The following is a 25687-nucleotide window of genomic DNA, read 5'->3' on the forward strand; positions in this document are numbered from 1 at the left end:
TCGCGGGCTGAAGCCGCCTCCCACGGTGGCTCTCAGGCTGGTTCGTGCCCAGGTTGACTGTGTTATAGATGCGCCCCCACAAAGGGGGCTGGGCGTGTATTGGGATGGATCAGCGCTTGCGACCTAGCTGGAAATCCAAAGCGTCGAACTGCTGGGTCAGGTAGCTGCTCATGCTGTTCATCTGGGCAATCATGGCGTCCAGCTGGCTGAACTGGGTGCGGTAGCGGGCAATGGTGCCCTCAATGGATTTTTCCATGCGCTCGAAGCGCTCGCCCAGGCTTTTAATACGGTTTTCTGCGCCGCTAATGGCCAGCTTGACCACGCCATTGTTGCTTAGCATTTGGTCGATTGTCGTGGAAAGCTTGCCAGCCAGGCCGTTCTCTTTTTTATCACCCGCGAAGAAGTCGCTCAGCGCCTGGGGGTTATTGGCTACCAGGTCGGATAGCTTACCGTCGCGCTGCAGGGTAATGCCTAGCTGGTTCAGGGTGCCTAGCTCGCCACCTTCCACGCCACCGGTCAACACGCTGCGTAAGCGACTTTCAATGGTGCGCACGGTGCTGTCGCCTAGCAGCTCGCCTGCGGTTTCGCTGTCGCCGGTAAAGCTGGTGAGTTTGGCAATGGTGCCTTTCAGGTCGTTGAACGCTTTCACGAAGTCGTTGATGGCTTCGCGCTGCTTGAGGGTGTCGCGCTCGACGGTAATGGTACTGGTGGCCGTTTCGCCTTCGGCAATACTCAACTCGGCCAGGTTGAGCGTAACCCCTTGAATGGCCCCTTCAATCTGGTTTTTGGCACTGCTGATGGCAATGCCATTGACGGTTAGCGCGGCATTTTCGCCAGAACGCTTGGTGTCGGCATCTTCGCTAAAGGGCCCTGCTACCGTTGCCGCGGGGTCCTGGCTGGTATCTACAAAGCTGAAGCCTTCAATCGAAGCCTCTGCTCCCGTGGCCTTGGAGCTGAGCGCCAGACGGTAGCCTTCCCCATCGTTGATGATGGTGGCGTTAACACCGGCATCCTTGTGGGCGTTAATGGCGTTACGAATGGCTTCCAGGCTGCTGTTGGGGGCAATGGCAATATCGACCGAATTCGCGCCGCCAAAATTGAGCCGTATGGCCGTGGCCCCTTGCAGGTCTAGCGCGGCGTTTTTTTCACCCGTGATGCGGTTAGATGCCAAGGTGCCAGAGGTGGCCAGCTGAGATACCTCTACCCGGTAGCTGCCGGGCAGCGCGCTGGCGGTGGTGGTGGCTTTAATGGCATCGCCCCGCACGTTGGCGGAAAGGCTTTGGTAGAGCTTGGGGTCGTTGATTTTAGCCAGCGCATCCTGAAAACCGTTCAGCGACGTTTGCAGCTGGCCGAAAGCCGAAATTTTGGCCTGCTGCTGCTCTTTTTGGCGGGTAATGGGCACGAGCTTGCCGCGTTCCGCAGCCTGTAGCTGATCCAGCAAGCCGGTGAGATCCAGACCAGAGCCAACGCCTAGAGAGGTTATTGTCGCCATACCGTCATTCCTCGGTGCAAAAGGCTAAACCCATGCGCAATGAACGCGCTTGTGTCGTCGCTCCTGAAGGGAAATAAACAGAGCGATCAAATGTAACGTCATTATCGGCGCATCAGCGGAAAACTTGAATAGGGTAAGTGTTTTTTAAGCTTTACTTGCCCGTCATAGAATATGTCAGTCACAAAAACGCCTGCTGTTTCCAGCAGGCGTGGGGTAAGGCGGGTGAGCGCTTAGCGGCGGCCCAGTTGGGCGTCCAGCGCATCGAACTGCTGGGTCAGGTAGTCGCTGGTCTGGTTCATTTGGGCAATCATGCCATCCAATTGGCCAAATTGAGTGCGGTAACGGGCAATGGTTTGCTCGATTGACTGTTCCATGCGCACATAGCGTTCGCCCAGGGATTCTACGCGGTTTTCAGCCCCGCTGATGGCCCCCGAGACCGCGCCATTGGTGCCCAACAGCTGCGTTAGCGTCTGGTTGATTTGACCGGCCATGCCCGCGTCGCTGGCGTCGCCTGCAAAGAAGGTGGAAAGCGCCTCCTGGTTGTTGGCAATGGCATCATCTAACTTGTCGCTATCGACGGCCAAAGTGCCATCGCGCTGAAGGGTAATGCCAATATCGCTCAGCATGGAGAACTCGCCTTCCATGCCACCGCTTAACACGCTGCGTAAGCGCGATTCGACTGTGCGCACGGCACTGTCGCCGTTCAACTCGCCAGCCACGCCGCTTTCAGGGTTGAAACTGGTAAGTTCGCCAATGGTGCCTTTCAGGTCGTTGTAGGCGTCTACGAAGCTGGTGATCGCCTCTCGAACGGCGCGGGTGTCCTGTTCTACGGCCACGGTGCTGGTGCCTTCTTCTTGCAGGTTGAGCGTAACCCCTTGAATAGCGCCTTCTACCTGATTGGTGGGGCTGGTGATGTCAACGCCGTTGACATTGAGTACGGCATTTTGCCCAGCTTGCACCACATCGGTCGCCAATTCACTGCCAAAGGCGGTGCCAAAGGTCACGCCTTCAATGGAAGCTGCCTCCCCTGTTTGGGTAGAACTCAATGCCAGGCGGTACGCTTCACCGTCGAAAATAATCGACGCGGAGACGCCGCTGTCTTGCTGGGCATTGATGGCATCGCGCACGTCTTCCAGCGTGCTATTGGCGCTGATAGCCACGTTAACATCATCCTGGCCGGCGAAGGTCAGAGTCAGAGAGGTGTCTTCTTCGGTCAGGGCTACCGTGGCATCCGGCACGGAGGTGGTGGCCAGCGTGCCTGCGGTCGCGAGCCGGTCAACGGTAACGTTATAAGCACCGGGCTGGGCTTCGCCGTCAGCGGCGGCCGTAATGGCGCTGCCACCAACGTTGGTTGACAGGCTTTCGAACAGGGCGCTGTCGTTGAGCGCCGCCGCCGCCGTTTGAAACTGAGACATGGCGCTTTGCAGCTGGCCGTAGGCGGAAATTTTGGTCTGCTGGGTTTCCAGTTGCCGCTCGATGGGCTCCAGCTTGCCCCGCTCGGCTTCTTGCAGTTGGTCTAGCAAGCCGTTGAGATCAAGCCCTGAACCGATACCCAATGATGAAATGGAAGCCATACGCTAATGTCCTTTAGTTTATACGCCTCGCTATGTGCTCCGACGCCAATGAATCGTTTAACAGTGTGCTGTATTACTAATAACCTTCGGCCATTTAACCCCAGTCTTTAGGGTTCATCCAATTTTTCATTATTTTCTTGCTGAGCGCATTGTGTTGGCAAAGGCGAATTTCAGCGGCTCACAAGTGAAATCTACGGGCTTTACGTTGCAGACATGTGGCAACCACCCTGCGCGCCGCTCATGGCTCAACATAGACCTTGGTCTAACATCCCGGCTCATTTATAATGCACCGCAGCACATCCCCTTTTCCGTGCGATTGCAGGAGTCATCCATGCCCGCAGAAGCGTTACCTCAGGCCTCCAGCGCTGCCTTTCATCTGCAACGCAGCCTGCGCCATTGCCTTTCCCGTGCTGCCGAGCTGCTTTATGAAAGCGGCCATGTCCTTGAAACCATCACCTTGCCCCAACGGGGCTTGTCCCGTCATGAGCTGAACACGCTGCGCCAGCAGCAAACCGGCTGGGCCATGTGCCAACAGGTATTGGAAGAGAGCGGTGCCGCGACGTACAACAGCTATGGCCGTTGGGTGCTGACGGGCATGGGCCGCGAGCTGATGTTCGATATGTTTGGTCAAGGCGCCGCCGACTGCGCTTGAAGCCAAGCGAATGACGCGCTTGGACAAACAAGCGGCTTGAGCCAACTTGAAGGTGGGAGGGGGCTTTAGCCCGCGATGATGGTAGCACCGGTGCTTGCCCAGGCAGTCGCCCAATGAATTGGCCTCCCACAGGCAAGCTGGAGTGGCTACTCAAGCTATCCTGAATCCACTAGCCTTACTCCCGCCACTTTGCTGTTGTGGGAGGTGGGTTTAGCCCGCGATGATGGCGGCACCAGTGCTTGCCTAGGCAGTCGCCCAATGAATTGGCCTCCCACAGGCAGGCTAGAGTGGCTACTCAAGCTATCCTGAATCCACTGGCCTCACTCCCGCCACTTTGCTGTTGTGGGAGGGGGGCTTTAGCCCGCGATGATGGCGGCACCGGTGCTTGCCCAAGCAGTCGCCCAATGAATTGGCCTCCCACAGGCAGGCTAAAGTGGCTACTCAAGCTATCCTGAATCCACTGGCCTCACTCCCGCCACTTTGCTGTTGTGGGAGGAGGGCTTTAGCCCGCGATGATGGTGGCACCGGTGCTTGCCCAGGCAGTCGCCCAATGAATCCATGACGTGCTGATGTTCATGGCACTTTACTGGGAGTTGCTTCGCTGTCACGCCAGAATGCGAAGAGCTTAAAAAAACGCCCGCTGGGGGAAGCGGGCGCTTGGCGTGCTAACGGGGATGGTGGCCCCAGGCTGCTTAACGTAAGCCCAGCAGCGAAAGGATGAACAACACCACGACAACCAGACCCACGATATAGATAATGCTACGCATAACGGCACTCCTTGCTTTAGCGTTTCATGAAAATCAAAGGGTTGCTTCTCCCTTAACAGGCCCTTCTAGCGTAGCAGGCTTTTTTGATGTTTGCGTAATTTCCTGAAATTTGGCTGATCAGGGGCCGCTGGGGAACCTTTGGCCAGGCACTGCCTCGAAGTTTGGCCTCCCCTTTTCAAGGCGCTGCCAAGGTTCTGCGATGCGTTTTCCTCTGCTGGTCTCCTGCTGCTGTGTGCTCTCCTTCGTCTCGTTTTCTCTGCCGATGGCCTCTGCCAACGCGCCTGATGCCGCACGGCTTCAAGCGCTCGACGAGCGCACCGCCGAGCTGCCCCGGGTGCATGCGGTGGTGGTCGCTCATGACGGGGAGATCGTGCACGAAATTCATCAGGGCGGGCCTGGGGTGGCGGCACCTGCCAACGTGAAGTCGTTATCCAAAACCGTGCTGGCGGCCATTACGGGGGCGGCTATCGAAGCGGGCGTGATCGACTCGGTGGATCAGCCGTTGGCGAGCCTGCTGAACAGCCTGCCCAGCGATGCCGACCCACGGGTCAACGACATCACCGTGGCCCACTTGCTTGCCCAGCAGGCAGGATTGGAGCGCACCTCGGGAAGCCACTACGGCGCCTGGGTGGCCAGCGCCAACTGGGTCAACGATGCGCTTAGCCGTCCGTTCGTCGATGCCCCCGGCGGGCGCATGCTCTATTCCACGGGTACGAGCCATCTGCTCTCGGCGGCCCTCACCCATGCCAGCGGTGAAAGCACCCTAGCGCTCGCCCAACGACTGCTGGGCGAGCCTTTGAACATCACCATTCCTGCATGGCCACGGGACCCGCAGGGCATTTACTTTGGTGGCAACGATATGTTGCTATCGCCCCGAGCCCTGGTCGAGATTGGTGAACTGTACCGCAACGATGGCGTAGTGAACGGCCAGCGGGTCTTGCCCGAAGGCTGGGTGGAGGCTTCCTGGACTGCTCGGGGCAGCTCGCCCTGGACAGGCGATGGTTACGGCTATGGCTGGTTCATCACGACCCTGGCCGACACACCAGTGATGTATGGCCGAGGCTACGGTGGCCAAGCGCTGTTCGTGGTGCCTGAGCGGGCGATGACGGTCGTGATAACGTCCGACCCCAACCCGCCCTCCCCCGGTGGCCAGTTTCAGCAGCAGTTGAATGCGCTGGTGGCGGGACTGCTGGAGGAAGGCGAGGCCGCCGAACCGTAATCGGCTACGTTGGAGAGTTGCCCAATTTGCTGCGGATAAAATCACTGTGGCTGACGTGCAGGAGGTCGGCCAGGCGGCGAATGCGGTGCTCTTCCAGCGGGTCCAGCGCGCCATCGGCCCAGGCCACCTGCCACATCATGGCCACTACTTCCAGGCGCTGCTCATAGCCGTAGTGCTGTTTGATCAGGCTGACGAACTGGTAGTGGTCCACGGCGTCGTCCACTTCTGCCTCGGCCAGGCGCATCAGTTCGGCCACTGCCTGCTCATCGAGACGATAGCGCGTCATCAGCATGCGCTGCATGGCGGCGCGCTCGGCCTCGCTCTGTTCATAGTCGGCCCGCATCACTTCGCACAATAGCGCAGCACAGGCGAGTTCCAGGGTCAGGGCCTGGTCGTCGCGCTGCTCCGGGGCCGACAGCGTCCGCTGAAAGAAGCTTTGAATCGCGTCCAGCACGGCAATTACTCCTTGCGTTTGGCCAACTGCTCTTTGAGCTGTTTGGGCACCTGCTTGATGATAAGACGGTCCTGCGCGGCATCGTACTCGATGCTGGAACCCAGCAGGTGCGAGTCGAAGCTGATCGACACCCCACCCGCTCGGCCGGTAAACCGGCGGAACTGGTTGATGGTGCGCTTGTCCGGCGGAATCTCCGGAGAGAGGCCGTAATCGGCGTTGCGGATATGGTCGTAAAACGCCTGTGGCTGCTTCTCGTCCACCAGCTCGGAAAGCGCTTCCAGCGTCATGGGTTCGCCACGGCGCAGCTGCTCGTTGGCGTAATCCACCAGGGTGTCGGTTTTTTCACGGCTGGCGTCGTCGTCCAGGTCCTCTTGTTCGACGTAGTCGCTGAAGGCCTTGAGCAGGGTGCGGGTTTCTGCCGGGGCATCGATGCCCTCTTCCATGCCCAGCAGCGCCACCAGCCCATCGGATAGCTTTTTGGCACCACGGTCCTTGAGGAACGAGACGTACTGCGTCGTGGCATCCGCCCGTTGCCACTGGGTGAGGTTCACCCTGGCCGCCAGCGTCAGCTGGCTGGCGTTCAACTGGGCGGCTGGCACGGCCTGATGGGCCTCATTGAAGCCGATCCCTTCCCGCTGATGAATCAGTCCGAAGAACAGGGTATCCGTATCTCCCTGACGAAGGTGCGCCGTCACCAGATAACCACTGACCGACAGCTGCTCCTGCAGCGTTTGCGCAAGGCGCTCGGCCAAGGCGTTGGCCAGTTCGGCAAAACCTTGTTCGGTGCCCGAAGGGTCAGCGGCAAGATAGGCACTCAGCCAGGCTACCAGCGGCCCGGCCTGCTCCCCCTGCTCGGCAAACCGCCCCCACCCCTTGGCCTTGGTGTTGTAGGTATCGTTGAGGGTGTTGACCAGGCTGGCCATGACGGGGTTGTCGGCCTCGGCGGGTGCCGGGGGCGGCGTCACGGTCAGGCGCTCGCCATCCAACGAGGGCTCCAGGCGGTGCACGGCACTTTGCAGTAGCGGCATAAGCAGGCGTTACCTTTGCAGAAAAACGTGAAACGTCAGGGCTTCAGCCGGTATCCGGTGCGGAAAATCCAGGCAATGGTGGCCAGGCTGACGGCTAAAAAGAACAGGATCATCGCAATACTGGCGCCCACACTGACATCACTGATGCCATAAAAGCTCCAGCGAAATCCGCTCACCAGGTACACCACGGGGTTGGCCAGGGTCACGGTTTGCCAGAACGGAGGCAGCATATCGATGGAGTAGAAACTGCCGCCCAGAAACGTCAGCGGCGTAATCACCAGCAGCGGCACCAGCTGCAGTTTATCGAACCCGTCGGCCCAGATACCGATGATGAACCCCAGCAGGCTGAACGTGACGGCGGTGAGCACCAGGAAGGTGAGCATCCAGAAGGGATGGGCAATCTCCAGCGGCACGAACAAGCCCGAGGTGGCCAGGATGATCAAGCCCAGCAGAATCGATTTGGACGCCGCCGCCCCCACGTAGCCGATGACGATTTCCAGATACGACACCGGGGCCGACAATATCTCGTAGATACTGCCGGAGAATTTGGGAAAGAAGATGCCGAAGGAGGCGTTGGAGACGCTCTGGGTGAGCAGCATCAGCATGATCAGGCCCGGTACGATGAAGGCACCATAGCTCACCCCGCCGATCTCGCTGATGCGCGAACCAATCGCAGCCCCGAAGACCACGAAGTAGAGCGACGTGGAGATGACCGGCGAGACGATGCTCTGGAGCAGGGTTCGCCGAGTACGCGCCATTTCTGCCATGTAGATGGCCCGAATGGGATAGAGGTTCATGCGCGCTCCTTGACCAGATCCACGAAGATGTCCTCCAGAGAGCTCTGCCGAGTGTGCAGGTCCTTGTAGGTAATGCCCTCTTTTTCCAGCTGCGCCAGCAGTGACGAAATGCTGCGCCCCTCGGCCTGATGCTCTTCCTGGCGACCATCGTAGGTGTACACCAGCTCGTGCCCGTCGGCCGCCAGGCTCAGTGCTTCATTGGCCAGTGCTTCCGGCAGCGCTTGCAAGGGAGTGTGCAAGTGCAGGGTCAGCTGCTTGCTGCCGAGCTTTTTCATCAGCGCGGCTTTCTCTTCCACCAGCACGATCTGGCCACGATTGATGACCCCGATGCGGTCGGCCATCTCTTCGGCTTCTTCGATGTAGTGGGTAGTAAGGATGATCGTGACGCCGTCATCGCGCAGCCCGCGTACCACTTGCCACATGTCGCGCCGCAGCTCGACATCGACGCCTGCGGTGGGCTCATCCAGAAAGAGAATACGCGGCTCGTGAGACAGCGCCTTGGCAATCAGCACGCGGCGCTTCATGCCCCCCGAGAGGGTCATCAGCCGATTATGGCGCTTGTCCCAGAGGGCGAGTGACTTGAGCACCTTTTCGATATGCGCCGGGTTCGGTGCCTTGCCGAACAGGCCTCGGCTAAAGCTGACGGTGTTCCAGACGGTTTCGAAGGCTTCGTTGGTGAGTTCCTGGGGCACCAGGCCGATACGCTCGCGGGCTTGCCGATAGTGGCGAACGCTATCGAAGCCATCCACCAACACACGGCCTTCACTGGGATTCACCAGCCCGCATACCACGCTGATCAAGGTGGTCTTGCCGGCGCCGTTGGGGCCTAACAGGGCAAAGATTTCACCGCGTGCAATGGTCAGGTCGACACGGCTAAGCGCTTGAAAGCCCCCTGCGTAGGTTTTGTTCAGGCCTTCGATGGCAATGATTGGGTCGTTCAAGGCGTGCTGCTCCTTAAAGCTTGGCCATCATTGGCCAAAAAGGATTTATCCGCACCCGGTTGACATGCCGTGCTGGCAAACAACTCGGGCCTCTTGACGCTCAGTTGCGCCGGAGAAACGTCCCAACAATATTCGCTTGACCTCGCCGTGCGGCATGTACCGCGTAATGTCGGGGTCATCAAGCCTTGCCAGGACATTCCGCGCAGCATTGACATCCGCCTGGATCACGTCCCCGTTTGCACGGTAAAACTTGTCGCCACGGCGCTCACCTTCCAGGCGTCCCGTGATCGAGTCCATTTGCGACGTATAGGCGGCGTTCACGATGTCGTGACGGGTGCCACGCTGCTGCGATACTTCGTCGAGCGCCTGGGCCAGCACCCCCTTGGCCCAGTGGCTCATGCGGCGGTTGTAATCCCGCCACTGTACCTTGCCCGCGATGGGCTGAGTCAGGTCTTCCGAAGCGAGAAGCGCCGCCTCGTCCATGATGGTATGAGCCGCCTGATAGGCGATGGTGCGAAGGTGCTGCTGGGTGCGCTGGCGGCGAGCCACTTGCTTCTTCTTACCCAGATTATTGGCGCGGATGCGTTCGGCCTTGGCGATCCGTCCTGCCGCCCGATGCTTCTTTTCCAGGGCGTGCAGGCAATTGCGCGCCTTGCCAGTGGCGGATACCTGATGGCTGTACGCAGTGAGCACTTGACCGAACGACTCGCCATGATGCTGGCCTTGCGAGTCAGTGAAGGCCTCCGTGTAGCCCTTATCGACACCCATTACCTTGTCCCCATGAGGCCGCCCTGGCGGTTTCTCGTAGGCATAATGGATCTCGACCTTTCCCTCCCGAACGATGACGCGCAGATTCTTCTTTTCCAGGCTGACGTTCTTGCCTGACGTCGTGGTGTATAGCGTGATGCTGCCGCCCACCTTTTTGGACAGATGCAATGTAATAACCAGTTGGCCGTCGATGATTCGCTCACTGTGCTTGTCGGAACGGACGACGAACTGGTTACTACACTGGCTTTTGCCATGCCTGAAATGTTTGCGCATCATGCGATGCAGATAGGTATCTTCTAGCCATTTGTCCTGTTTCAGCAGCGTGTAGAGGCGTTTGCGTTCGGTTTCGTCCGTGGTGCGTGCGGCCACGGCCCGGCGCACCTTGTGCTTGGCAGCCGCCTTGTAGGTCAGGATGTCGTTGATCACATCCTTAGTGGATTCGGCGCGAACCGTGCCATCCAGTGGCAAGTCTGTATGCCAGCCACCCTGGGTTATTTCCTTGCGAACGGCGCTGGCGCTCTTGCCAACGGTACCAAGGGCACCGTACCGGCGCCAAAGGTCGGCCCGAATGAACCCCATCGTCCGGCACATCGCCAGCAAACGCGAAAGATCCGGACTCGTTGCATGAAGAATGCGTGTGACGGTGGTCATAACACTTCCTCTCTCGGCTCCCTGGCCGCGGGATAGTCTCCTTACATCGCGGGACAGCTCAGAACCAGCGCAGCGCGATGCCAATGGCACCGCGACATGGCTGCCGCGATGCATGACGGCCTTTAAAAGGTATTAAGTGCGGCTGGTGATTTCGAGCAAGTGATAGCCAAACTGAGTTTGAACCGGCCCGTGAACCTTGTTGAGTTCACCGCTGAAAACAACTTTGTCGAATTCCGGCACCATTTGGCCGGGGCCAAAGCTGCCCAGGTCGCCGCCCTGACGGCCAGAGGGGCAGCTGGAGTGCTGCTTGGCCACGTCGGCAAAGTCACGGCCGTTTTCAATCTCTTGTTTCAGTGCGTTGCACTGCTCTTCACTGCTTACCAGAATATGACGTGCGCTAGCGCGGGCCATGGTCAACTCCTTAATATTCAACCTGATAACGGTTCAACCCAAAACGGCGGGTCAGTTTATCACGCCGCTGTCGTGTAATGCTTCACCTACGCGGGTCAACGCCTGCTCGTGGGCACTCAGCGCCAGCGGGCCACGGCTACAGGCCACGATGACCCAGTGCTGCGCAGGTGCACCATCGCGGGTAGCAATGCCCGCATCGCAGCTGCGACGGTGCTGGGTGCCGGTCTTGTGAGCAAACGTCACCTCGCGGCCCATGCCACGCTTGAGCCGCTGTTCGCCAGAGCGGGTGCGCTGCATGACCTCCAGCAGGGTTTGCCGCTGCTCGCGGTCGAGGTCGTCCATGCCTCCGTGATGCAGGCTGGCCAGCAGGTCGCCATAGGCACGCAGCGTACCGACGTTTTCACCACTGGCTTCGTAGGCATCGAAGGCGCTGTCGTAGTCTGGCTGCGCGAAACTGCTGGACGATACCCCGAGCGTCCGGGCCAGCGCCGCAGGCCGCTGGCCAAGCCCATGCTGGCGAAGCGACATGAAATCGAGCCCGCCCAGCTGGCGGGCCTGCGGGTGCAGCTGGCCGTACACGCCCTGGCGCACACCCACCAGCAGGCTGATGGGCCCCAACTGCTCGGGGTGCCCGCCGCTGGCCGCAACCATGGCCCGAGCACGGGCGTTGACGTCGGCAAGCCCCACGCGGTTGATCAGCATGTCCGTGGCCGTGTTATCGCTGACCGTCACCATCTGTTCCAGCAGGTAGCGGATGGAAATGGGCGTGCCAGGGTCGTGCCAGTTGACCGGCCCGGCGCCATCCACGAAGTCGCTGCGCGAGAGCGTGATCCGTTCATCCAGCGACAGCGTGCCCGCCTGGCGCTGCGCCAATACTTCAGCGGCCACCGGGACTTTCACCAACGACGCAAGATACCAGGGGCCATCGGCACGCCATGAGTACGCTTCGCCGCTCGTCAGCTGTTGCACGTAGACGCCCAGCTCGCCACCGAATGCCTCTTCGATGGCCGCGATCCGGGCATCCAGGCGGCCCTGCCAAGGGCTCTGCTTGTCGACTTCGTAGTACCAGTTCGTCTCATAACCATGCGCCTGCCCGTGAGTCTCTGCCAGAACGATCGGCCCCATCGGCAGCAGCACGCCCAGCACCATACTCAACCACCAGCGTTTGAAACGTCTCAAACCTTGCCTCCCCATCTACGGCTTACCGTTGCTCTGCCTATTCTCGTACAGGCTATTTATGTCGAGCCACCCAGCGGGTCAGCCCTATCCACAAGGCGGCCCCCAGAATCAACAGCCCGCCCACGCCGAGCACCTGTGGATAAGAGAGGACATTTTCGGCCCCCAGCAAAAAGCGCAGCACCAGAAAAATCATCACGATGTGAAATATGAAGGCCTTGAGGGCATCGCTGCCCACCACGGTCAGCGGCAGCAGCACCTTGGCTGCCATGGCGCCACCGGCCAATGCCAGGCCCAGTAGCACCAGCGCTCCTCCCACACTGAACAGCATGAACTGCAGCCCTGGCGGGTGCTTGCCCGCATTGTTGGCAATCGCCAGCATGGCGGCATCGACATCTCCAGCGCTGATGGCCAGGCCATAAAAACCGGCCACCATCAGCACCCCTACCACGACCAATACGCCGACCAAACGGCGGCGCAGCGCCACATCGAAGTAGCAGCGCAGCAGGGCCTCACCCATCAGCAACCCCGCCAGCACCAGCGGTGCCCGGCTCAGTTGGCCCCAGGTGTAGTGGTCTTCATGATCCACCAACAGCGCCTTGAGAATATCGTTTCCACCGAAGCTCAGCCCTTGAAGCCAGGCCGAGAGCGCGGTCAGCCCCACAATGGCACCGAGTCGCGCCCACAGAGGCGTTCGTGCCCACAGAGGAAGCACCAGCGGCACCCATAACAGGGCAATGGCATAAAACCCGAGGATTTCGACCCAGATGGCAAAGCGGCCATACAGCAGAGTATCGACGATGTCGGCGGGAGAGTAGTAAGGCAGCATCTCGACGATGGTCAGGGCCTTGTACCAGAACCACACTTCCAGGGCGCGCACCCAGAGCTTGAGGCGCCTTTTGGGCCAATCCTCGCTTTGGGTGTGGGCCAAAAAGGCCACCGCTAGGGCAATACCGAACACCAGAATGAACAGCGACGATGAAAACTTGGTGATGAAGTGAACGGGGACCATGCCCCAGTCCGGTACGTTGCGTATGCCGACCAAACCACTCACCGCATGGCTGACGATCATCAGCCCGATGGCGATACCTCGTGCCAGGTCGATGGCTTCGATACGCCCTTCGGCGCGAGGCAGCTGGGGAAGCTCTTTCCAGTTCAACACGTTGGGCACGTCCTTGTGATTGTGGTCAGGGTCATAGCGAAGGGATTTTGTGAAAATGCGTCTTTTACCATAGCGCATTCACGCGCATTTCCCTTCCACGCTTCGCCCCTATGACACGATAGCCCCTATGACACGTTCGCCCCTATGACACGTTCGCCCCATGACACGATAGCCCAAACGCAACAGCGCCCCGCAATTGGCGGGGCGCTGCGTGGCTCATCCTTGAGCCGAAGTAGAAGTTACTCCCTTAAGCGGCCGTGGGATTACCAGCCAGAATCATCTTCCTCTTCAGTCTCCCACTGATCCTGCTCTTCTTCTTCCTCTTCATAAGTGAATTCTTGCTCTTCCTCTTCGTACTCGGTGGTCACACCGTCGTTGGTGGCACCGTGCTCTTGATCAGCATCGAAAGAGTTGAATGAGCCTTGATCGTCCTGCATGGTTTCTTCCTGCGGCGCAGTGGGGTGCTCTTCATGCTCCTCCATTGCGAATGCCAGCGGGCTGGCTACCAGGCCAAATGATACACCCAGAATACCGAGTTTCTTCAGAGCTTCCTTTTTCATGGTCGTGCCTCCTAATGGCGTTTCTTTCGTTCAGTTCGGCGTGTTACACATCTAACAACGTTTCATCTTCACGATCGATAAGAGCGGCGTGTCGTCCTGACATTCATGCTTGCCGTTCTTGCCTAGAACATTGCACCCCCCATGCCAGCCTGCGCCATAAATTTTTAAATCATTAAATTTCAGTGGCTTATAAAAATTTTCCGCATGCCAACGCGTATCTTCTATAACATTTAATTAGTTTTTTATTGTTTACCTCTGGCACATGGGCCCCTGATGCTCACGCCCCGCTGTAACACTGCTCACTTTACCTTGCCGATGAGCAGCCCGCCAAAGCGTTGGTAGCCGGGGTTGCAAGAGCGGAAAGGTTTATTTTAACCCACCATCACTGCTGGTATCGTTCAGATACCGATCACCGTGAAGAGACTACAAATGCCTACGCAACAAACATCCACGTTTCGTTTGGTTACCCGCAGCGATTTTGATGGGTTGGTATGCGGCGCACTGCTCAAGCATCTGGGGCTGATCGATGAGATCACCTTCGTGCACCCCAAGGACATGCAGGATGGCAAAATCGAGATCGATGCCAACGACATCACCACCAACCTGCCTTATGTGCCCGGCTGCCATCTGGCCTTCGATCATCACCTGAGCGAAACCGTGCGTAACGTCGAGCGGGCCGACAACCACATCATCAATGCCGACGCCCCTTCTGCAGCGCGCGTCGTGTGGGAGTACTACGGTGGCCACGAGGCCTTCCCTGCCCGCTGGGACGACATGATGGAGGCGGTCGATAAAGGTGATTCGGCACAGTTCGATCGCGACGAGATTCTCGACCCGCAAGGCTGGGTGCTGCTGAACTTCATCATGGACGCGCGCACGGGGCTGGGACGCTTCCGCGACTTCCGTATTTCCAACTACCAGTTGATGATGAAGCTGATCGATTACTGCCGTGAGCACACCATCGACGAAATCCTGGCCCTGGAAGACGTCCACGAGCGCACCGCGCTGTACCGTGAACACGCGCAACTAGCCAAACAGCAGATCGAACGCTGCGCCAGCGTACACGGCAATCTGGTGGTCCTGGACCTGCGCAACGAAGAGACCATCTACGCCACCAACCGCTTCGTGATCTACGCCATGTATCCCGAGTGCAACATCTCGATCCATGTGATGTGGGGCCTCAAGCAGCAGAACACCGTGCTGGCCATTGGCAAGTCGATCCTCAACCGCTCCAGCAACACCAATGTGGGCGAACTGTGCTTGAGCTACGGCGGCGGCGGCCACCTGAATGCGGGCACCTGCCAGGTCGATAATGACCAGGCGGAAAGTGCCCTGGCGGAGATTGTTGAGAAGATCAATGCCGATGGGTAATGGGCATCTGGCCTGATACCCATCCTGTTGCCCCCTCGGCATCTACCGCTTTACTTCGCCCCTTAACGCCCTATCCGCAAGGGGCGAAGCATTGGCGGACCAGGCTCAATACCCCATCACGCTCGGCAGCCAGGTCGCCAGCCCAGGCACAGCGATCAATAGTAGGATCGTGGCCAGGATGGGCAGCAGGAATGGCAGCACGGCTTTGACCACTTGGCCGTACCTCAACCGGGTAATCCCCACCATCAGGAACAGTACCGTGCCGAAGGGCGGCGTGATGACGCCCACCGAGAGCGTGATGACCATCACGATACCGAAGTGAACGGGGTCCAACCCCGCGCTGAGGGCGGCCGGTACGACGATGGGCGTGAAAATCAGGATGCTCTCGATCACCGACATGAAGCAGCCGATCAGCAGGAAAAACAGCGCAAAACAGAGCAGCAGCACGATGGTGGGCATATCGATGCTGGCAACCTGGCCTGCCAGCGCCTGGGGGATACCCATGCGGACCAGAATCCAGCCGTAGAAGCTCGATACCGCGATGATCAGCAGAATGACCGCGCTGAACATCAGGGTTCTACGAAACGCATGGAATAAATCCCGCCCGTTCAGGTCACGGTAGATCACCCCGCCCAGGATCACCGCGTACAGCGAGGCAATCGCACCCGCTTCCGTGGGGGTGAAAAAGCCTCCCCAAATACCGCCCACGATAATGGCGGGCATCATCAGGGGCAGGATGGCCCGTTTGCCCGTGCGCACGACTTCGCAGGCATCGAACGCGGTCGGTGTGGGCATCACCACCCGGCCAGTCATGCCCAGCACCACCGTCATGCCCATCAGTAACAGCGCCATCAGGATGCCCGGCAGCAACCCCGCCATGAACAGCCCACCGATACTGACATTGGCCAACCAGCCATACACCACCAGCGCAATGCTGGGCGGCAGGATGGGGCCAATGACGCTGGACGCCGCCGTAATGCCAGTGGAATAACCCAGCTCGTAGCCGCGCTCCTTCATGGCCTTGATTTCGATGCTGCCAAGCCCGGCGGCATCGGCGACTGCGGTGCCCGACATGGTGGCAAAAATCGAGCTGGCCACGACGTTGGCATGCCCCAGCCCGCCTTTGGTGAATCCCACCAGCGCCGTGGCGAAGTCGAAGATACGGGTGGTCGTGGAGCCCACGTTCATGATGTTGGCCGCCAGAATGAACAGCGGGATGGCCAACAGCGTGAAGTTGTTGAGGGTTTGCACCATGCGCAGCGGCAGCAGCTCCACCGGCAGCCCCCCCGCCCCGGTTACCGCCAGGGCAATGAACGAGGTCACGCCAATGGCCACCACCACGGGCAATCCAATGGCCATCAGGGCCAGCAAGCCCCCTACGAATACGAGCAATTCCATCATGGCTGCGCGTGCTCCTCTTCACGGGGCGCTTCCAACCAGGCCACGGGGCCACGCAGGGTCTGCCACGCGGCGATCAGCGCCATGCCCGAGAAACTGAACAATACGCCGTAATAGAGAAAACTGAAGCTGATACTCAGCGATACGGTCTTGTTGTTGGCACTCATGTCGGACATGATCCAGGCTCCCCAGGCCGCCAGCACGAAAAATCCGCAGGAGATCATGGCCGTCAAGCGATACTGAAGATGCCTGCCCACGTTAGATAGCCGATGACTGAACAGGTCCACGACCAGATGCTCACTACGCACCCACGCCGAAATGGAGCCAAAACCAATCGCATAAATGGCCAGCAGCGACGCGACTTCTTCTGTCCAGGGCATTCCCAGCCCCAGCAGGTCACGAGCCACCACGGCGGCCACCAGCAGCACCAGAATGGCCACCATCAAGGTCACGCCCACCACATCGCACAGGCTCGTAATGACACGCAGCACACTTTGGGCAGCTCTATCCAGCCCCTGCACGGGTGCCGCTTTCTCTTCCGAGGGAGCATTCATCAATAATTTCCTGAGGTGATCTCGCAATCCACGGCCACGGTGGTGTCGGGCACCCCCGTGGCTGAACCCAACGCGTTGGCGCTAGCGCGTCATTCGCCCTGATGCCCGAGGGCGTCTTCGCTCACGCCATCGGCCATATCGGCCATGACCCGCTCAATGGCAGGCAACGCAGCGGTTCTGAACGCTTCGATATCCGGTTCGATGATGGTCATGCCCTGCTCTTCCAGCGCGCCGAGGTAGTACTCGTCCAGCTCGCGCTCACGCTCGGAGCCATGGGCACGCGCCACGTGAATGGCCTCTTCGATCAGCGCTTGATCGTCTTCTTCCAGGCCGTTCCACCACCGCGAACTGGCCACCCAGTTCCACGGGAACTGCACGTGGCTGGTCAAAATGATGTGGTCCTGCACTTCCCATAAGCGCCGGGTATATGGCGAAGAGAGCGAGTTTTCATGGCCGTCTACCTGGCGCGTCTGCATGGCCAGATAGACCTCCGGAGCAGGCACGTTGACCACCTGAGCACCGATCTCTTCCCACACCGTTAGCCACACCGGCAACGAGGGCAGACGCATGCGGAAACCGCGCAAGTCTTCAGGGGTTTCGATGGCCTTGTTGGCGGTCATGTGGCGCGGCCCACGATGCTGGGTGCCAAAGTACTTGAGCCCGCCCTGGTTTTCGGCCTGCTCGATTAACGCCTGCCCAGAGGGGCTCTCCATGTACGCATCCACCTCTTCCCAAGTGGCAAACACGAATGGCACGGTAATGGCGTCGTACTCAGGCGCATACTGCTGGCGCCAATTCCCGCCGGTAATGGAAAGCTGGGTTTGTCCCAGGTTGAGCAATTCCAGAATGGCATCCTCGCCTCCCAGCGAGCCCGCCAGGAAAGGGCGAACGTTGAAGCGGCCCGGCGCCTGCTCTTCCAGGTACTCCGCAAAGCGCTCCACGGCGGCGCTTTCGGAACCGCCTTCGCTCATGGTGTTGTTGACTTGGATTTCAATCGGGTTAGCCAGAACGAACGGGGCTGTCGTCAGCATGCCCAGGGTCGCCAGCGTGGCAAGCAGTTGTTTCCGCATGGGAAGGCTCTCTACGGTTGTCGTTATTGGGTGTGGTGCTGATTCGATCTTGAAACAAGCCGCCAAACGGCTCAAATCGGCGTTCGAGAAGGCAGGCTTCGTCAATGACGATGGCTGTAATCGCCCTGAGAATGGCACCTTTTTCAGGGATACTGCGAAAGTCTGCGACTAAAGATGGATACTCAAGGGCTCGGGTTCGTTACCCAATGGCGCTTCCCCCGAGAGGTTCCATCACAATGCAGTATGGGAGTATTCTCCATGCACGAAACCGAGCAGGTCGTGTTCATCACCGGTGCGACGTCCGGCATCGGGCTGGCATGCGCGCATCTTTTTGCCGACGCGGGTTGGGCACTGGTATTGACCGGGCGGCGCCAGGACCGCCTGGCGCAGCTGCAGGCCACCTTCGAACAGCGCGTGCCTACCCATACGGCGGCTTTGGACGTCAGTGACGCCGAGGCGGTGGCCGAAGTCGTGGCGGCCTTGCCCGAGCGTTTTCAGCGCGTGCATACGCTGATCAACAATGCCGGGCTGGCGCTGGGCAAGGACCCGGCGCCGCAAGCATCGCTGGAAGACTGGCATCGCATGATCGACACCAATATCAAGGGGCTAGTCAACGTCACCAAGCACCTGCTGCCGCTGCTGAGCGCTTCCACACCAGGGGCCACGATCATCAACCTGGGCTCCATTGCCGCCAATACGCCCTACCCGGGCGGCCATGTTTACGGCGCCACCAAGGCCTTCGTGGAGCAGTTCAGCTATAACCTGCGCTGTGACGTGGGCCCGCTGGGCATTCGCGTCACGGACCTGGCCCCCGGCATGACGGCCAGCGAGTTCACCCTGGTGCGCATGAAGGGCGACCAGGGCGTCGCAGAGCGCTACTACGAAGGCGCTCAGCCGCTCCAGCCAGAAGACGTGGCCGCGCAGGCGCTGCATGTGGCCTCCCTGCCTGCCCACGTCAACATCACCCGCCTGGAAGTCATGCCCGTGTGTCAGCAGTGGTCAGCGCCGACCATTTTGCGCCACCAGACGTAAGCGTTGGCCCGGCGACTTACGCCGGGCTCCCTTCAGGCACGGCACTCAACAGCATTTACTCGACTAAAAAGCGACGTCCATCGTTGCAATGGCGACGTCTCGCTCAAGTTTCGCAGACTCTAGCCGATGCATCGTTTATCCATGGTTTTTGTTCAGCAGCGCTTCCCTCTTCCTGATACCTATATCAACGAGGACCCCCCTGTGTCGATTACTCACAAGATGGTGCTGACGTTCGGCTTGATCCTGGCGACAGCAGTCGCGGGGATTTCGGGGTTGGCGATCCTGCAGAGTCGGCAGGCGGCGGTCGACGCCTTCGCTGAGTCCAGCGGTCAATATCTTCGCCAAGTGGACTACTCGCTTACCACTTTCCTCGATCAAGTGGCACAGGATGCGGCCTTCCTGGCCACAGAGCCGCTGGTCCGTGAGGCTCACGGTAGTCTGACCCGGTATCTCGACAACCGCGACACCCAGCCCATGACTCCCTCCCGCAATGCCGGAACGGAAGCTGAGCTCTATGCGCTCTACGCGCGTTTCGCCGAGGCCAACCCCGGCCTGGCCTACGTCTATCTGGGCAGCGCCGATGGCGGCTATGTGCAGTGGCCCGAAGGCAATATCGGTGCTGGCTACGATCCGCGAGAACGCCCCTTCTACCAAGCAGCCCTGCGCCAGCCTGGGGAGGTGGTGCGCACCGAGGCTTACTATTTCGCTTCCGACGATGCCACCATCATCAGCTCTGTACGTACCGTGGAAGACGATAGTGGCCAAGTACTCGGGGTCCAGGGCGTTGACGTCTCGCTGGCCGGTCTGATGAGCATGATCAATGAGATCGCGTTCGGTGAGCAGGGGTACTTGGTCCTGCTGGAGGAGAACGGCACGGTGCTGGCCCATCCGGGGGATCCCTCCGCCGTCTTCCAGAACGTGGAATCACTCGATGACCCTTCGCTAGCCCAGCTCCAGGCATTCGCTCATGGTGGTGAAGCGATTAGCCAGACGATCCAGCACGACGGTGACGTCTTCCAGGCCACTGTCTATCGCTCTTCGGTGCTTGGCTGGTCTCTAATTGGCTTGATACCCAGGCACGAGATGTTGGCCGGTGCCAACCGCCTATCCTGGCAGTTGGGCCTACTCGGCCTGCTGTTCCTGCTGCTGGCGATCCTTGCCGCTGGGGCAGTGGCGCGTTACCTGACAGCGCCGATACGCGCGGTGTCGCAGCAGATGCAGGAGATCGCCTCCGGCGAAGCGGACCTGACCCAGCGCCTGGAAGTGAAATCCCGCGACGAGATCGGTGAGCTGGCGATCCAGTTCAACCGCTTCACCGACAATATCCACGATGTGCTGCTCGATGTACGTCGTGTTAGTCACACCGTGCGCGAAGCGGCGGTGGCGATCAGTAGCGGCAACGAGGATCTGGCACGCCGCAGCGAGGGAGCGTCCGCCAACCTGCAAGAGACCTCCGCTTCCATGGAGCAGATCTCAAGCACGGTGCAACACACCGCCGACGCCTCGCGTAAGGCTGACGAACTGGCTCAAGGCGCCGCCACGGCGGCACGCGAGTCAGGCTCAGCGGTGGTCAGAGCGGTCGACCTCATGCAAGATATCCAGACGACGTCCGAGCAGATCGCCAACATTATCACGGTGATCGATGGCATCGCCTTCCAAACCAATCTGCTGGCGCTCAATGCTTCGGTAGAAGCGGCCAGGGCGGGCCAGCATGGTCGGGGCTTCGCGGTCGTCGCCGAAGAGGTCCGCCTGCTAGCGAAGCGCAGCAGCGAGGCTTCGCAGGGAATACGCAGCCTGATTGCCGACTCCCGCGACAAAGTCTCTCGCGGTAGCAGTGAAGTGCGCGCCGTCGGTGAAGCGGTACAAGGATTGGTCGCCAACGTCGAGCGGGTAGCTGGAATGCTGGGTGAGATCAGCCTGGCCGCTGGCGAGCAGAGCGACGGCGTGGGTCAAGTCAATCAGGCAGTCAGCGAACTGGACCGGATGACCCAGCAGAACACCCAGCTTGTCGAAGCGTCCCGCACGGCGGCCTATCGGCTGACCGAACAGGCAGAGATGCTGGCCCAGCGGGTAGGCGGCTTCGTGTTAAGGGAAACGGCAGTGACGTCAGCTCATGATGAGCGCACCGGCTCCCGGTTACCCGCCCCAGCAGATGCTCAACACCGCTCGGGTGGCGCTGCCACCGTCTAATCGAGCAGGCAGAGCGCCTCTTCATCCCACTGACACGCAAGGGGCAGCCTCACGCCCCTCACGACATCAACCTGACATCCAGGCGTCATACAAACGCAACACCTTGCTCTCACTCTAGATTGTCGCCACGCATGACGGATGAGGGCCATGAACCAATCGCGCATTCGCCTGGCAGGCGTCTCCAAGCACTGGGGCGCGACCACGGCAGTCAACGACATTTCCTTCGATATTCAGCCCGGGCAGTTCGTCATTCTGCTGGGGCCGTCAGGCTGTGGAAAATCCACCACCCTGCGCATGCTGGCAGGGCTGGACGACGCCAGTAGTGGCCGCATCCATATCGGCGAACGGGACGTGACCCACCTGCCGCCCGGCGACCGTGGGCTGAGCATGGTGTTTCAGTCCTATGCGCTATTTCCGCACTTGAGCGTGGCCGACAACATCGTCTTTGGCCTGCGCAGCCGCAAGGTAGCGAAGGCAGAACGGCAGCAGCGCCTGGCCCAGGTGGCCGAGCTGGTGGACCTGACGGATTACCTGCACCGCAAACCGGCACAGCTTTCCGGCGGCCAGCGCCAGCGGGTGGCGTTGGCGCGCGCCATCATTTCCGAACACCCCATCTGTTTGATGGACGAGCCGCTGTCCAACCTGGATGCGCGGCTGCGCAGCGATATGCGCAGGGAGATCAAAGCCCTGCAATCACGACTCGATATGACGGTGGTTTACGTCACTCACGACCAGGTAGAGGCCATGAGCATGGGAGACCGTGTGATCTTGATGCAACAAGGACATATCGTGCAGGACGGCACACCCGACGAGCTTTATAACCAGCCCGCCAGCGCTTTTGCCGCCAGCTTCATCGGCAGCCCGGCCATGAACCTGCTGCCGCTGGTAGCCGGGGAACAGGGGGCGGTGATCGAAGGCGAACCCACCACCCCCGTTGCCCCGTTGCCCGCCGCAGGCGGCCAATTGGGCATTCGCCCCGAGGATATCGAACTGCGCGGGGCCTCGGCGGCTGGCCTGCCCGGCCAAGTGGAAAGCGAAGAGTATCTGGGCGCCGACACCATTGCCCATGTGAGCGTCGGGCAGCACACCCTGCGTGTGCGGCTAGGCGGCAAACACAGCCTGACGGGCCAGCCCTGCCGACTGTTCTGGTCGGCAGACAAGGCCCACCTGTTCGACCCCTCCGGCGCACGCCGGGACGACCTGTCGGCGCTGGAACTCACGCCGTATCGCACCATTCCGCGCCCGCCGACGGTGGGCTCTTTTCAGCACTGAGTTTGCTCACCACCCCACAACCCTTGCGACATCACCCACTCTTCGAGGAGTCAGCCATGCGAGTTTCTCATCCCTTGATGTCCGGCGCCCTGCTTGCCAGCGCACTGGGCGCCGCTCAGGTTCAGGCGGATACCATCGATTTGACGATGTACTACCCGGTGTCGGTGGGGGGCGCACTGACCGACGTGATCGATGGCCTGGTGGCTGAATTCGAAAGCGAATATCCGGACATCAACGTGGAAGCCATCTACGCAGGCAACTACGACGACACCCGCGTGCGCGCCATGTCCGCCATGGAAGCCGGGGATGCGCCTCAGCTCTCGGTGCTGTTCTCCATCGACCTGTACGAGCTGATCGAGCAGAACGCCATCGTGGCCTTTGATGACCTCATCGACACCGAGGAAGAGCAAGCGTGGCTGGATGGCTTCTACCCCGGCCTGATGGAAAACGGTCAGTTGGATGGCAAGACCTACGGCATTCCCTTCCAGCGCTCTACCATCGTGCTGTTCTGGAACAAGGACGCCTTTGCAGCCGCTGGCCTGGACCCGGAAACGCCGCCGGAAAACTGGGAAGAGATGGCCGAGATGGCCGCCACCGTGCGCGAAGCCTCGAACGGTGAGCAGTGGGGCGTGATGGTGCCGTCCACCGGCTACCCCTACTGGATGTTCCAGGCCTTTGCCTTCCAGAACGGCCATCGTCTGATGAACGACGATGGCACCGAGGTCTATTTTGACGACCCGGCCGCCATCGAAGCCCTCGAATACTGGGTGTCGCTGGCCACCGAGCACGACGCCATGCCCAGTGGCACCATCGAGTGGGGCACCCTGCGCCAGAACTTCCTCGAGCAGTCCACCGCCATGATGTGGCACACCACGGGTAACCTGACCGCGGTACGCAACGAGGCCAATTTCGATTTTGGCGTCGCCATGCTGCCCATGAAGACCCAGCGCGGCAGCCCCACCGGTGGCGGCAACTTCTACATCTTCGAAGATGCCAGTGAAGAGGAGCAGCGCGCAGCGATGACCTTCATCCGCTGGATGACCGCCCCCGAGCGTGCCGCCGCATGGTCCATCGAAACCGGCTACATGGGCGTCAGCCCCGCCGCCTATGACACCGAGGCATTGCAGCATTACGTGGAAGAATTCGCCCCTGCCGCCGTGGCTCGGGACCAGCTCGAACACGGCACTGCCGAACTCTCTACCTACCAGGGTGGCCGCGTGCGCCGTGCCCTGGATAACGCCGTGCAAGCCGCACTGACAGGGCAAATGAGCCCTGCCGACGCGCTGAGCCAGGCCCAGCGTGAGGCCGATGCGGCGCTGCGCCGCTATGCCCGGTAAGTGCCGATAGGCGGACGTTTCCATGCTCGCCGGGGTTCGCCCCGGCTTTTTCTCATCACGGCGGCCCCATGAACCTGAACGCCCATCGAACGATGCAGCTTTACGGCGCCCTGCTGCTTCTGCCCGCGGCGCTGCTGCTCACTGCGTTTGCCTACTTGCCCACGGTCACCACCGTGATCAACAGCCTTTTTTTGCCCGGCTTTCGCGGCGAGCCCGCCGCCTTCGTCGGGCTCGACAACTATCGCGTGCTGATGGACGACCCGACGTTCTGGAAAGTCGCCCGCAACAACCTGCTGTACGCGCTGGGCACGGTTCCCACTTCCATGGCGCTGGCACTGGGCATGGCGCTGCTGGTCAATGCCCGCCTGCCCGGGCGCGGGCTGGTTCGCATGGCCTATTTCACGCCCACCATTCTGCCCATGATCGCCGCCGCCAATATCTGGATGTTTTTCTACGCCCCGCAGATAGGGCTATTCAACAAGCTGCTCGGCGCCCTGGGGTTTGCCGGGGTGAACTGGCTGGGCGACCCCGGCGTGGCGCTGGGGTCGGTCATCGTCATGTCGGTGTGGAAAGAAGCGGGCTTTTTCATGATCTTCTACCTGGCCGCGCTACAGGCCATCCCCCCGGAGCTCAAGGAAGCCGCTGACCTGGAAGGCACGAGCCGCTGGAGCTTCTTTTGGCGAGTGACGTTTCCCCTGCTGATGCCCACCACGCTGTTCGTACTGATCAACGCGCTGATCAATGCGGTGCGGGTGGTCGACCACCTGTTCATCCTCACCAAGGGCGGGCCCAATAACGCCACCAACCTGCTGCTGTATTACGTCTACGAGAACGCCTTTTCGTTCTTCGACCGCACCATGGCGGCCACCATCACCGTGGTCATTCTGCTGGTGTTGGCGGTGGTGGCCACACTGAAGTTCACGATTCTGGACCGCAGGACGCACTACCAATGAGCACCTCCTCTCTTCCGGTGTCGCCACGGCGCACCTTGGCGCTGCCCCGCCTGGAAACCCTGGCGGCCTGGCTGCTGGCCGTGATCTGGATCTTTCCGCTGCTTTACGCGGTGTGGGCCGCGATTCATCCGCCCGCCTACATGGTACGTTTCGACCTGCTGGCGCCTTTGACGCTGGACAACTTCACGAACGCCTGGGTCCAGGCCCCCTTTGCGCGTTACTACCTGAACACCTTCGCGCTGGTGACCGGCGTGGTACTGGCCCAGTTCGTGGTCTGCACGCTGGCCGCCTTTGCCTTTGCCCGCTTTCCGATCCCCGGCAAGAACCTGCTGTTCATGCTGGTGCTGATTCAGCTGTTCGTGTTTCCCGAAGTGCTGATCGTCGAGAACTATCGTATCGCCAGCGAGCTGGGGCTGATCAATACCATCACCGGCATTGGCCTGCCCTACGTGGCCAGCGCCTTCGGCATTTTCCTGCTGCGTCAGACCTTCAAGACCATCCCCCGAGAGCTGGAGGACGCCGCCCGTATCGAGGGCTGTGGCTGGCTGGAAATCCTGTGGAAGGTCTACGTGCCGCTGGCCAAGCCCACCTATCTGGCCTACGGGCTGGTGTCGATCAGCCACCACTGGAACAACTTCCTGTGGCCACTGGTGGTGACCAACTCCGTGGAGAGCCGCCCGCTGACGGTAGGATTGGGCGTGTTCTCCGCGCCAGAAACCGGCGTCAATTGGGCCACCGTCAGCGCTGCCACGCTGCTGAGTATTGCGCCGCTGCTGGTGGCTTTTCTGCTGTTCCAGCGCCAGTTCGTGCAGTCGTTTTTACGCGCGGGGATTCGCTAGCCCAACTCACTCGGGTTTT

23 protein-coding genes are annotated in these 25687 nt (G+C 60.3%); 9 read left to right on the forward strand and 14 right to left on the reverse strand.

Annotated elements, in window-relative coordinates:
* Positions 1–109: 109 nt before the first annotated feature.
* Together fliD (KVY02_RS15530) and fliD (KVY02_RS15535) are read right to left on the reverse strand one after the other, a co-directional pair.
* On the reverse strand, positions 110–1492 hold the full coding sequence (gene fliD, locus KVY02_RS15530) for a flagellar filament capping protein FliD (RefSeq protein WP_218313867.1): 1383 nt from the start codon (positions 1490–1492) through the stop codon (positions 110–112).
* Positions 1493–1722: 230 nt separating this feature from the next.
* On the reverse strand, positions 1723–3066 hold the full coding sequence (gene fliD / locus KVY02_RS15535) for a flagellar filament capping protein FliD (RefSeq protein ID WP_100732328.1): 1344 nt from the start codon (positions 3064–3066) through the stop codon (positions 1723–1725).
* A 331-nt stretch (positions 3067–3397) separates the two neighbouring features.
* Between fliD (KVY02_RS15535) and KVY02_RS15540 the strand changes: the two genes are divergently transcribed.
* The gene (locus KVY02_RS15540; RefSeq protein WP_081138647.1) at positions 3398–3718 is read left to right on the forward strand and encodes a hypothetical protein; all 321 of its coding nucleotides are present in this window, start codon (positions 3398–3400) and stop codon (positions 3716–3718) included.
* Positions 3719–4684: 966 nt separating this feature from the next.
* The gene (locus KVY02_RS15545; RefSeq protein ID WP_218313868.1) at positions 4685–5704 is read left to right on the forward strand and encodes a serine hydrolase domain-containing protein; all 1020 of its coding nucleotides are present in this window, start codon (positions 4685–4687) and stop codon (positions 5702–5704) included.
* A gap of 4 nt (positions 5705–5708) precedes the next feature.
* On the opposite strand, the gene KVY02_RS15550 is transcribed toward KVY02_RS15545, so the two are convergent.
* From KVY02_RS15550 to KVY02_RS15590, 9 genes are all read right to left on the reverse strand, one after another.
* Positions 5709–6158, reverse strand: coding sequence for a tellurite resistance TerB family protein (locus KVY02_RS15550; RefSeq protein WP_081194795.1), 450 nt, complete (start codon positions 6156–6158; stop codon positions 5709–5711).
* Between the two features lie 5 nt (positions 6159–6163).
* On the reverse strand, positions 6164–7186 hold the full coding sequence (locus tag KVY02_RS15555; protein WP_081138652.1) for a nucleoid-associated protein: 1023 nt from the start codon (positions 7184–7186) through the stop codon (positions 6164–6166).
* Positions 7187–7221: 35 nt separating this feature from the next.
* Entirely contained in the window at positions 7222–7983 is a 762-nt protein-coding gene (locus tag KVY02_RS15560) for an ABC transporter permease (protein WP_016915096.1), read from the reverse strand.
* The gene (locus tag KVY02_RS15565) at positions 7980–8924 is read right to left on the reverse strand and encodes an ABC transporter ATP-binding protein (RefSeq protein WP_016915097.1); all 945 of its coding nucleotides are present in this window, start codon (positions 8922–8924) and stop codon (positions 7980–7982) included. Before KVY02_RS15565 ends, KVY02_RS15560 begins: the two co-directional genes overlap by 4 nt.
* 45 nt (positions 8925–8969) lie before the next feature.
* Positions 8970–10343 (reverse strand): transposase, encoded by a 1374-nt coding sequence (locus tag KVY02_RS15570; RefSeq protein ID WP_050980303.1) that lies wholly within the window; start codon positions 10341–10343, stop codon positions 8970–8972.
* A gap of 132 nt (positions 10344–10475) precedes the next feature.
* Positions 10476–10754, reverse strand: a complete 279-nt coding sequence (locus tag KVY02_RS15575; RefSeq protein WP_016915098.1) for a peptidylprolyl isomerase — start codon at positions 10752–10754, stop codon at positions 10476–10478.
* A 51-nt stretch (positions 10755–10805) separates the two neighbouring features.
* Positions 10806–11879 (reverse strand): serine hydrolase, encoded by a 1074-nt coding sequence (locus KVY02_RS15580; RefSeq protein WP_156808506.1) that lies wholly within the window; start codon positions 11877–11879, stop codon positions 10806–10808.
* Between the two features lie 106 nt (positions 11880–11985).
* Positions 11986–13170, reverse strand: a complete 1185-nt coding sequence (locus KVY02_RS15585; RefSeq protein WP_256357516.1) for a heparan-alpha-glucosaminide N-acetyltransferase domain-containing protein — start codon at positions 13168–13170, stop codon at positions 11986–11988.
* Positions 13171–13355: 185 nt separating this feature from the next.
* Positions 13356–13652 carry a hypothetical protein gene (locus KVY02_RS15590; RefSeq protein WP_016915101.1) on the reverse strand — a complete coding sequence of 99 codons (297 nt, stop codon included), beginning with the start codon at positions 13650–13652 and terminating at the stop codon, positions 13356–13358.
* Positions 13653–14081: 429 nt separating this feature from the next.
* Between KVY02_RS15590 and KVY02_RS15595 the strand changes: the two genes are divergently transcribed.
* On the forward strand, positions 14082–15023 hold the full coding sequence (locus KVY02_RS15595; RefSeq protein ID WP_039175188.1) for an exopolyphosphatase: 942 nt from the start codon (positions 14082–14084) through the stop codon (positions 15021–15023).
* A gap of 105 nt (positions 15024–15128) precedes the next feature.
* Here KVY02_RS15595 and KVY02_RS15600 read toward each other — a convergent pair whose 3' ends face one another.
* From KVY02_RS15600 to KVY02_RS15610, 3 genes are all read right to left on the reverse strand, one after another.
* Positions 15129–16424, reverse strand: coding sequence for a TRAP transporter large permease (locus KVY02_RS15600; protein ID WP_081138660.1), 1296 nt, complete (start codon positions 16422–16424; stop codon positions 15129–15131).
* Positions 16421–16975 carry a TRAP transporter small permease gene (locus tag KVY02_RS15605; RefSeq protein WP_218313869.1) on the reverse strand — a complete coding sequence of 185 codons (555 nt, stop codon included), beginning with the start codon at positions 16973–16975 and terminating at the stop codon, positions 16421–16423. The genes KVY02_RS15600 and KVY02_RS15605 overlap by 4 nt, the downstream gene beginning before the upstream one ends.
* Before the next feature lie 89 nt (positions 16976–17064).
* On the reverse strand, positions 17065–18045 hold the full coding sequence (locus KVY02_RS15610) for a TRAP transporter substrate-binding protein (RefSeq protein WP_218313870.1): 981 nt from the start codon (positions 18043–18045) through the stop codon (positions 17065–17067).
* A 258-nt stretch (positions 18046–18303) separates the two neighbouring features.
* On the opposite strand from KVY02_RS15610, the gene KVY02_RS15615 reads away from it, so the two are divergent.
* The 6 genes from KVY02_RS15615 to KVY02_RS15640 all read left to right on the forward strand — a co-directional run bounded on the left by KVY02_RS15615 (position 18304) and on the right by KVY02_RS15640 (position 25668).
* Positions 18304–19077, forward strand: coding sequence for an SDR family NAD(P)-dependent oxidoreductase (locus tag KVY02_RS15615; protein ID WP_218313871.1), 774 nt, complete (start codon positions 18304–18306; stop codon positions 19075–19077).
* A gap of 201 nt (positions 19078–19278) precedes the next feature.
* Entirely contained in the window at positions 19279–21267 is a 1989-nt protein-coding gene (locus tag KVY02_RS15620; RefSeq protein ID WP_170919510.1) for a methyl-accepting chemotaxis protein, read from the forward strand.
* 147 nt (positions 21268–21414) lie between these two features.
* Entirely contained in the window at positions 21415–22539 is a 1125-nt protein-coding gene (locus KVY02_RS15625; protein WP_218313872.1) for an ABC transporter ATP-binding protein, read from the forward strand.
* Positions 22540–22616: 77 nt separating this feature from the next.
* A complete protein-coding gene (locus tag KVY02_RS15630) occupies positions 22617–23876 on the forward strand; it encodes an ABC transporter substrate-binding protein (protein ID WP_371317432.1) in 1260 nt (419 codons plus the stop codon).
* 68 nt (positions 23877–23944) lie between these two features.
* On the forward strand, positions 23945–24829 hold the full coding sequence (locus tag KVY02_RS15635; protein WP_096922054.1) for a carbohydrate ABC transporter permease: 885 nt from the start codon (positions 23945–23947) through the stop codon (positions 24827–24829).
* A complete protein-coding gene (locus tag KVY02_RS15640; protein WP_081194773.1) occupies positions 24826–25668 on the forward strand; it encodes a carbohydrate ABC transporter permease in 843 nt (280 codons plus the stop codon). Before KVY02_RS15635 ends, KVY02_RS15640 begins: the two co-directional genes overlap by 4 nt.
* Positions 25669–25687 lie beyond the last annotated feature (19 nt).

Source organism: Halomonas sp. 18071143 (assembly GCF_019211725.1).
In the GTDB taxonomy this organism is placed as follows: domain Bacteria; phylum Pseudomonadota; class Gammaproteobacteria; order Pseudomonadales; family Halomonadaceae; genus Vreelandella; species Vreelandella stevensii.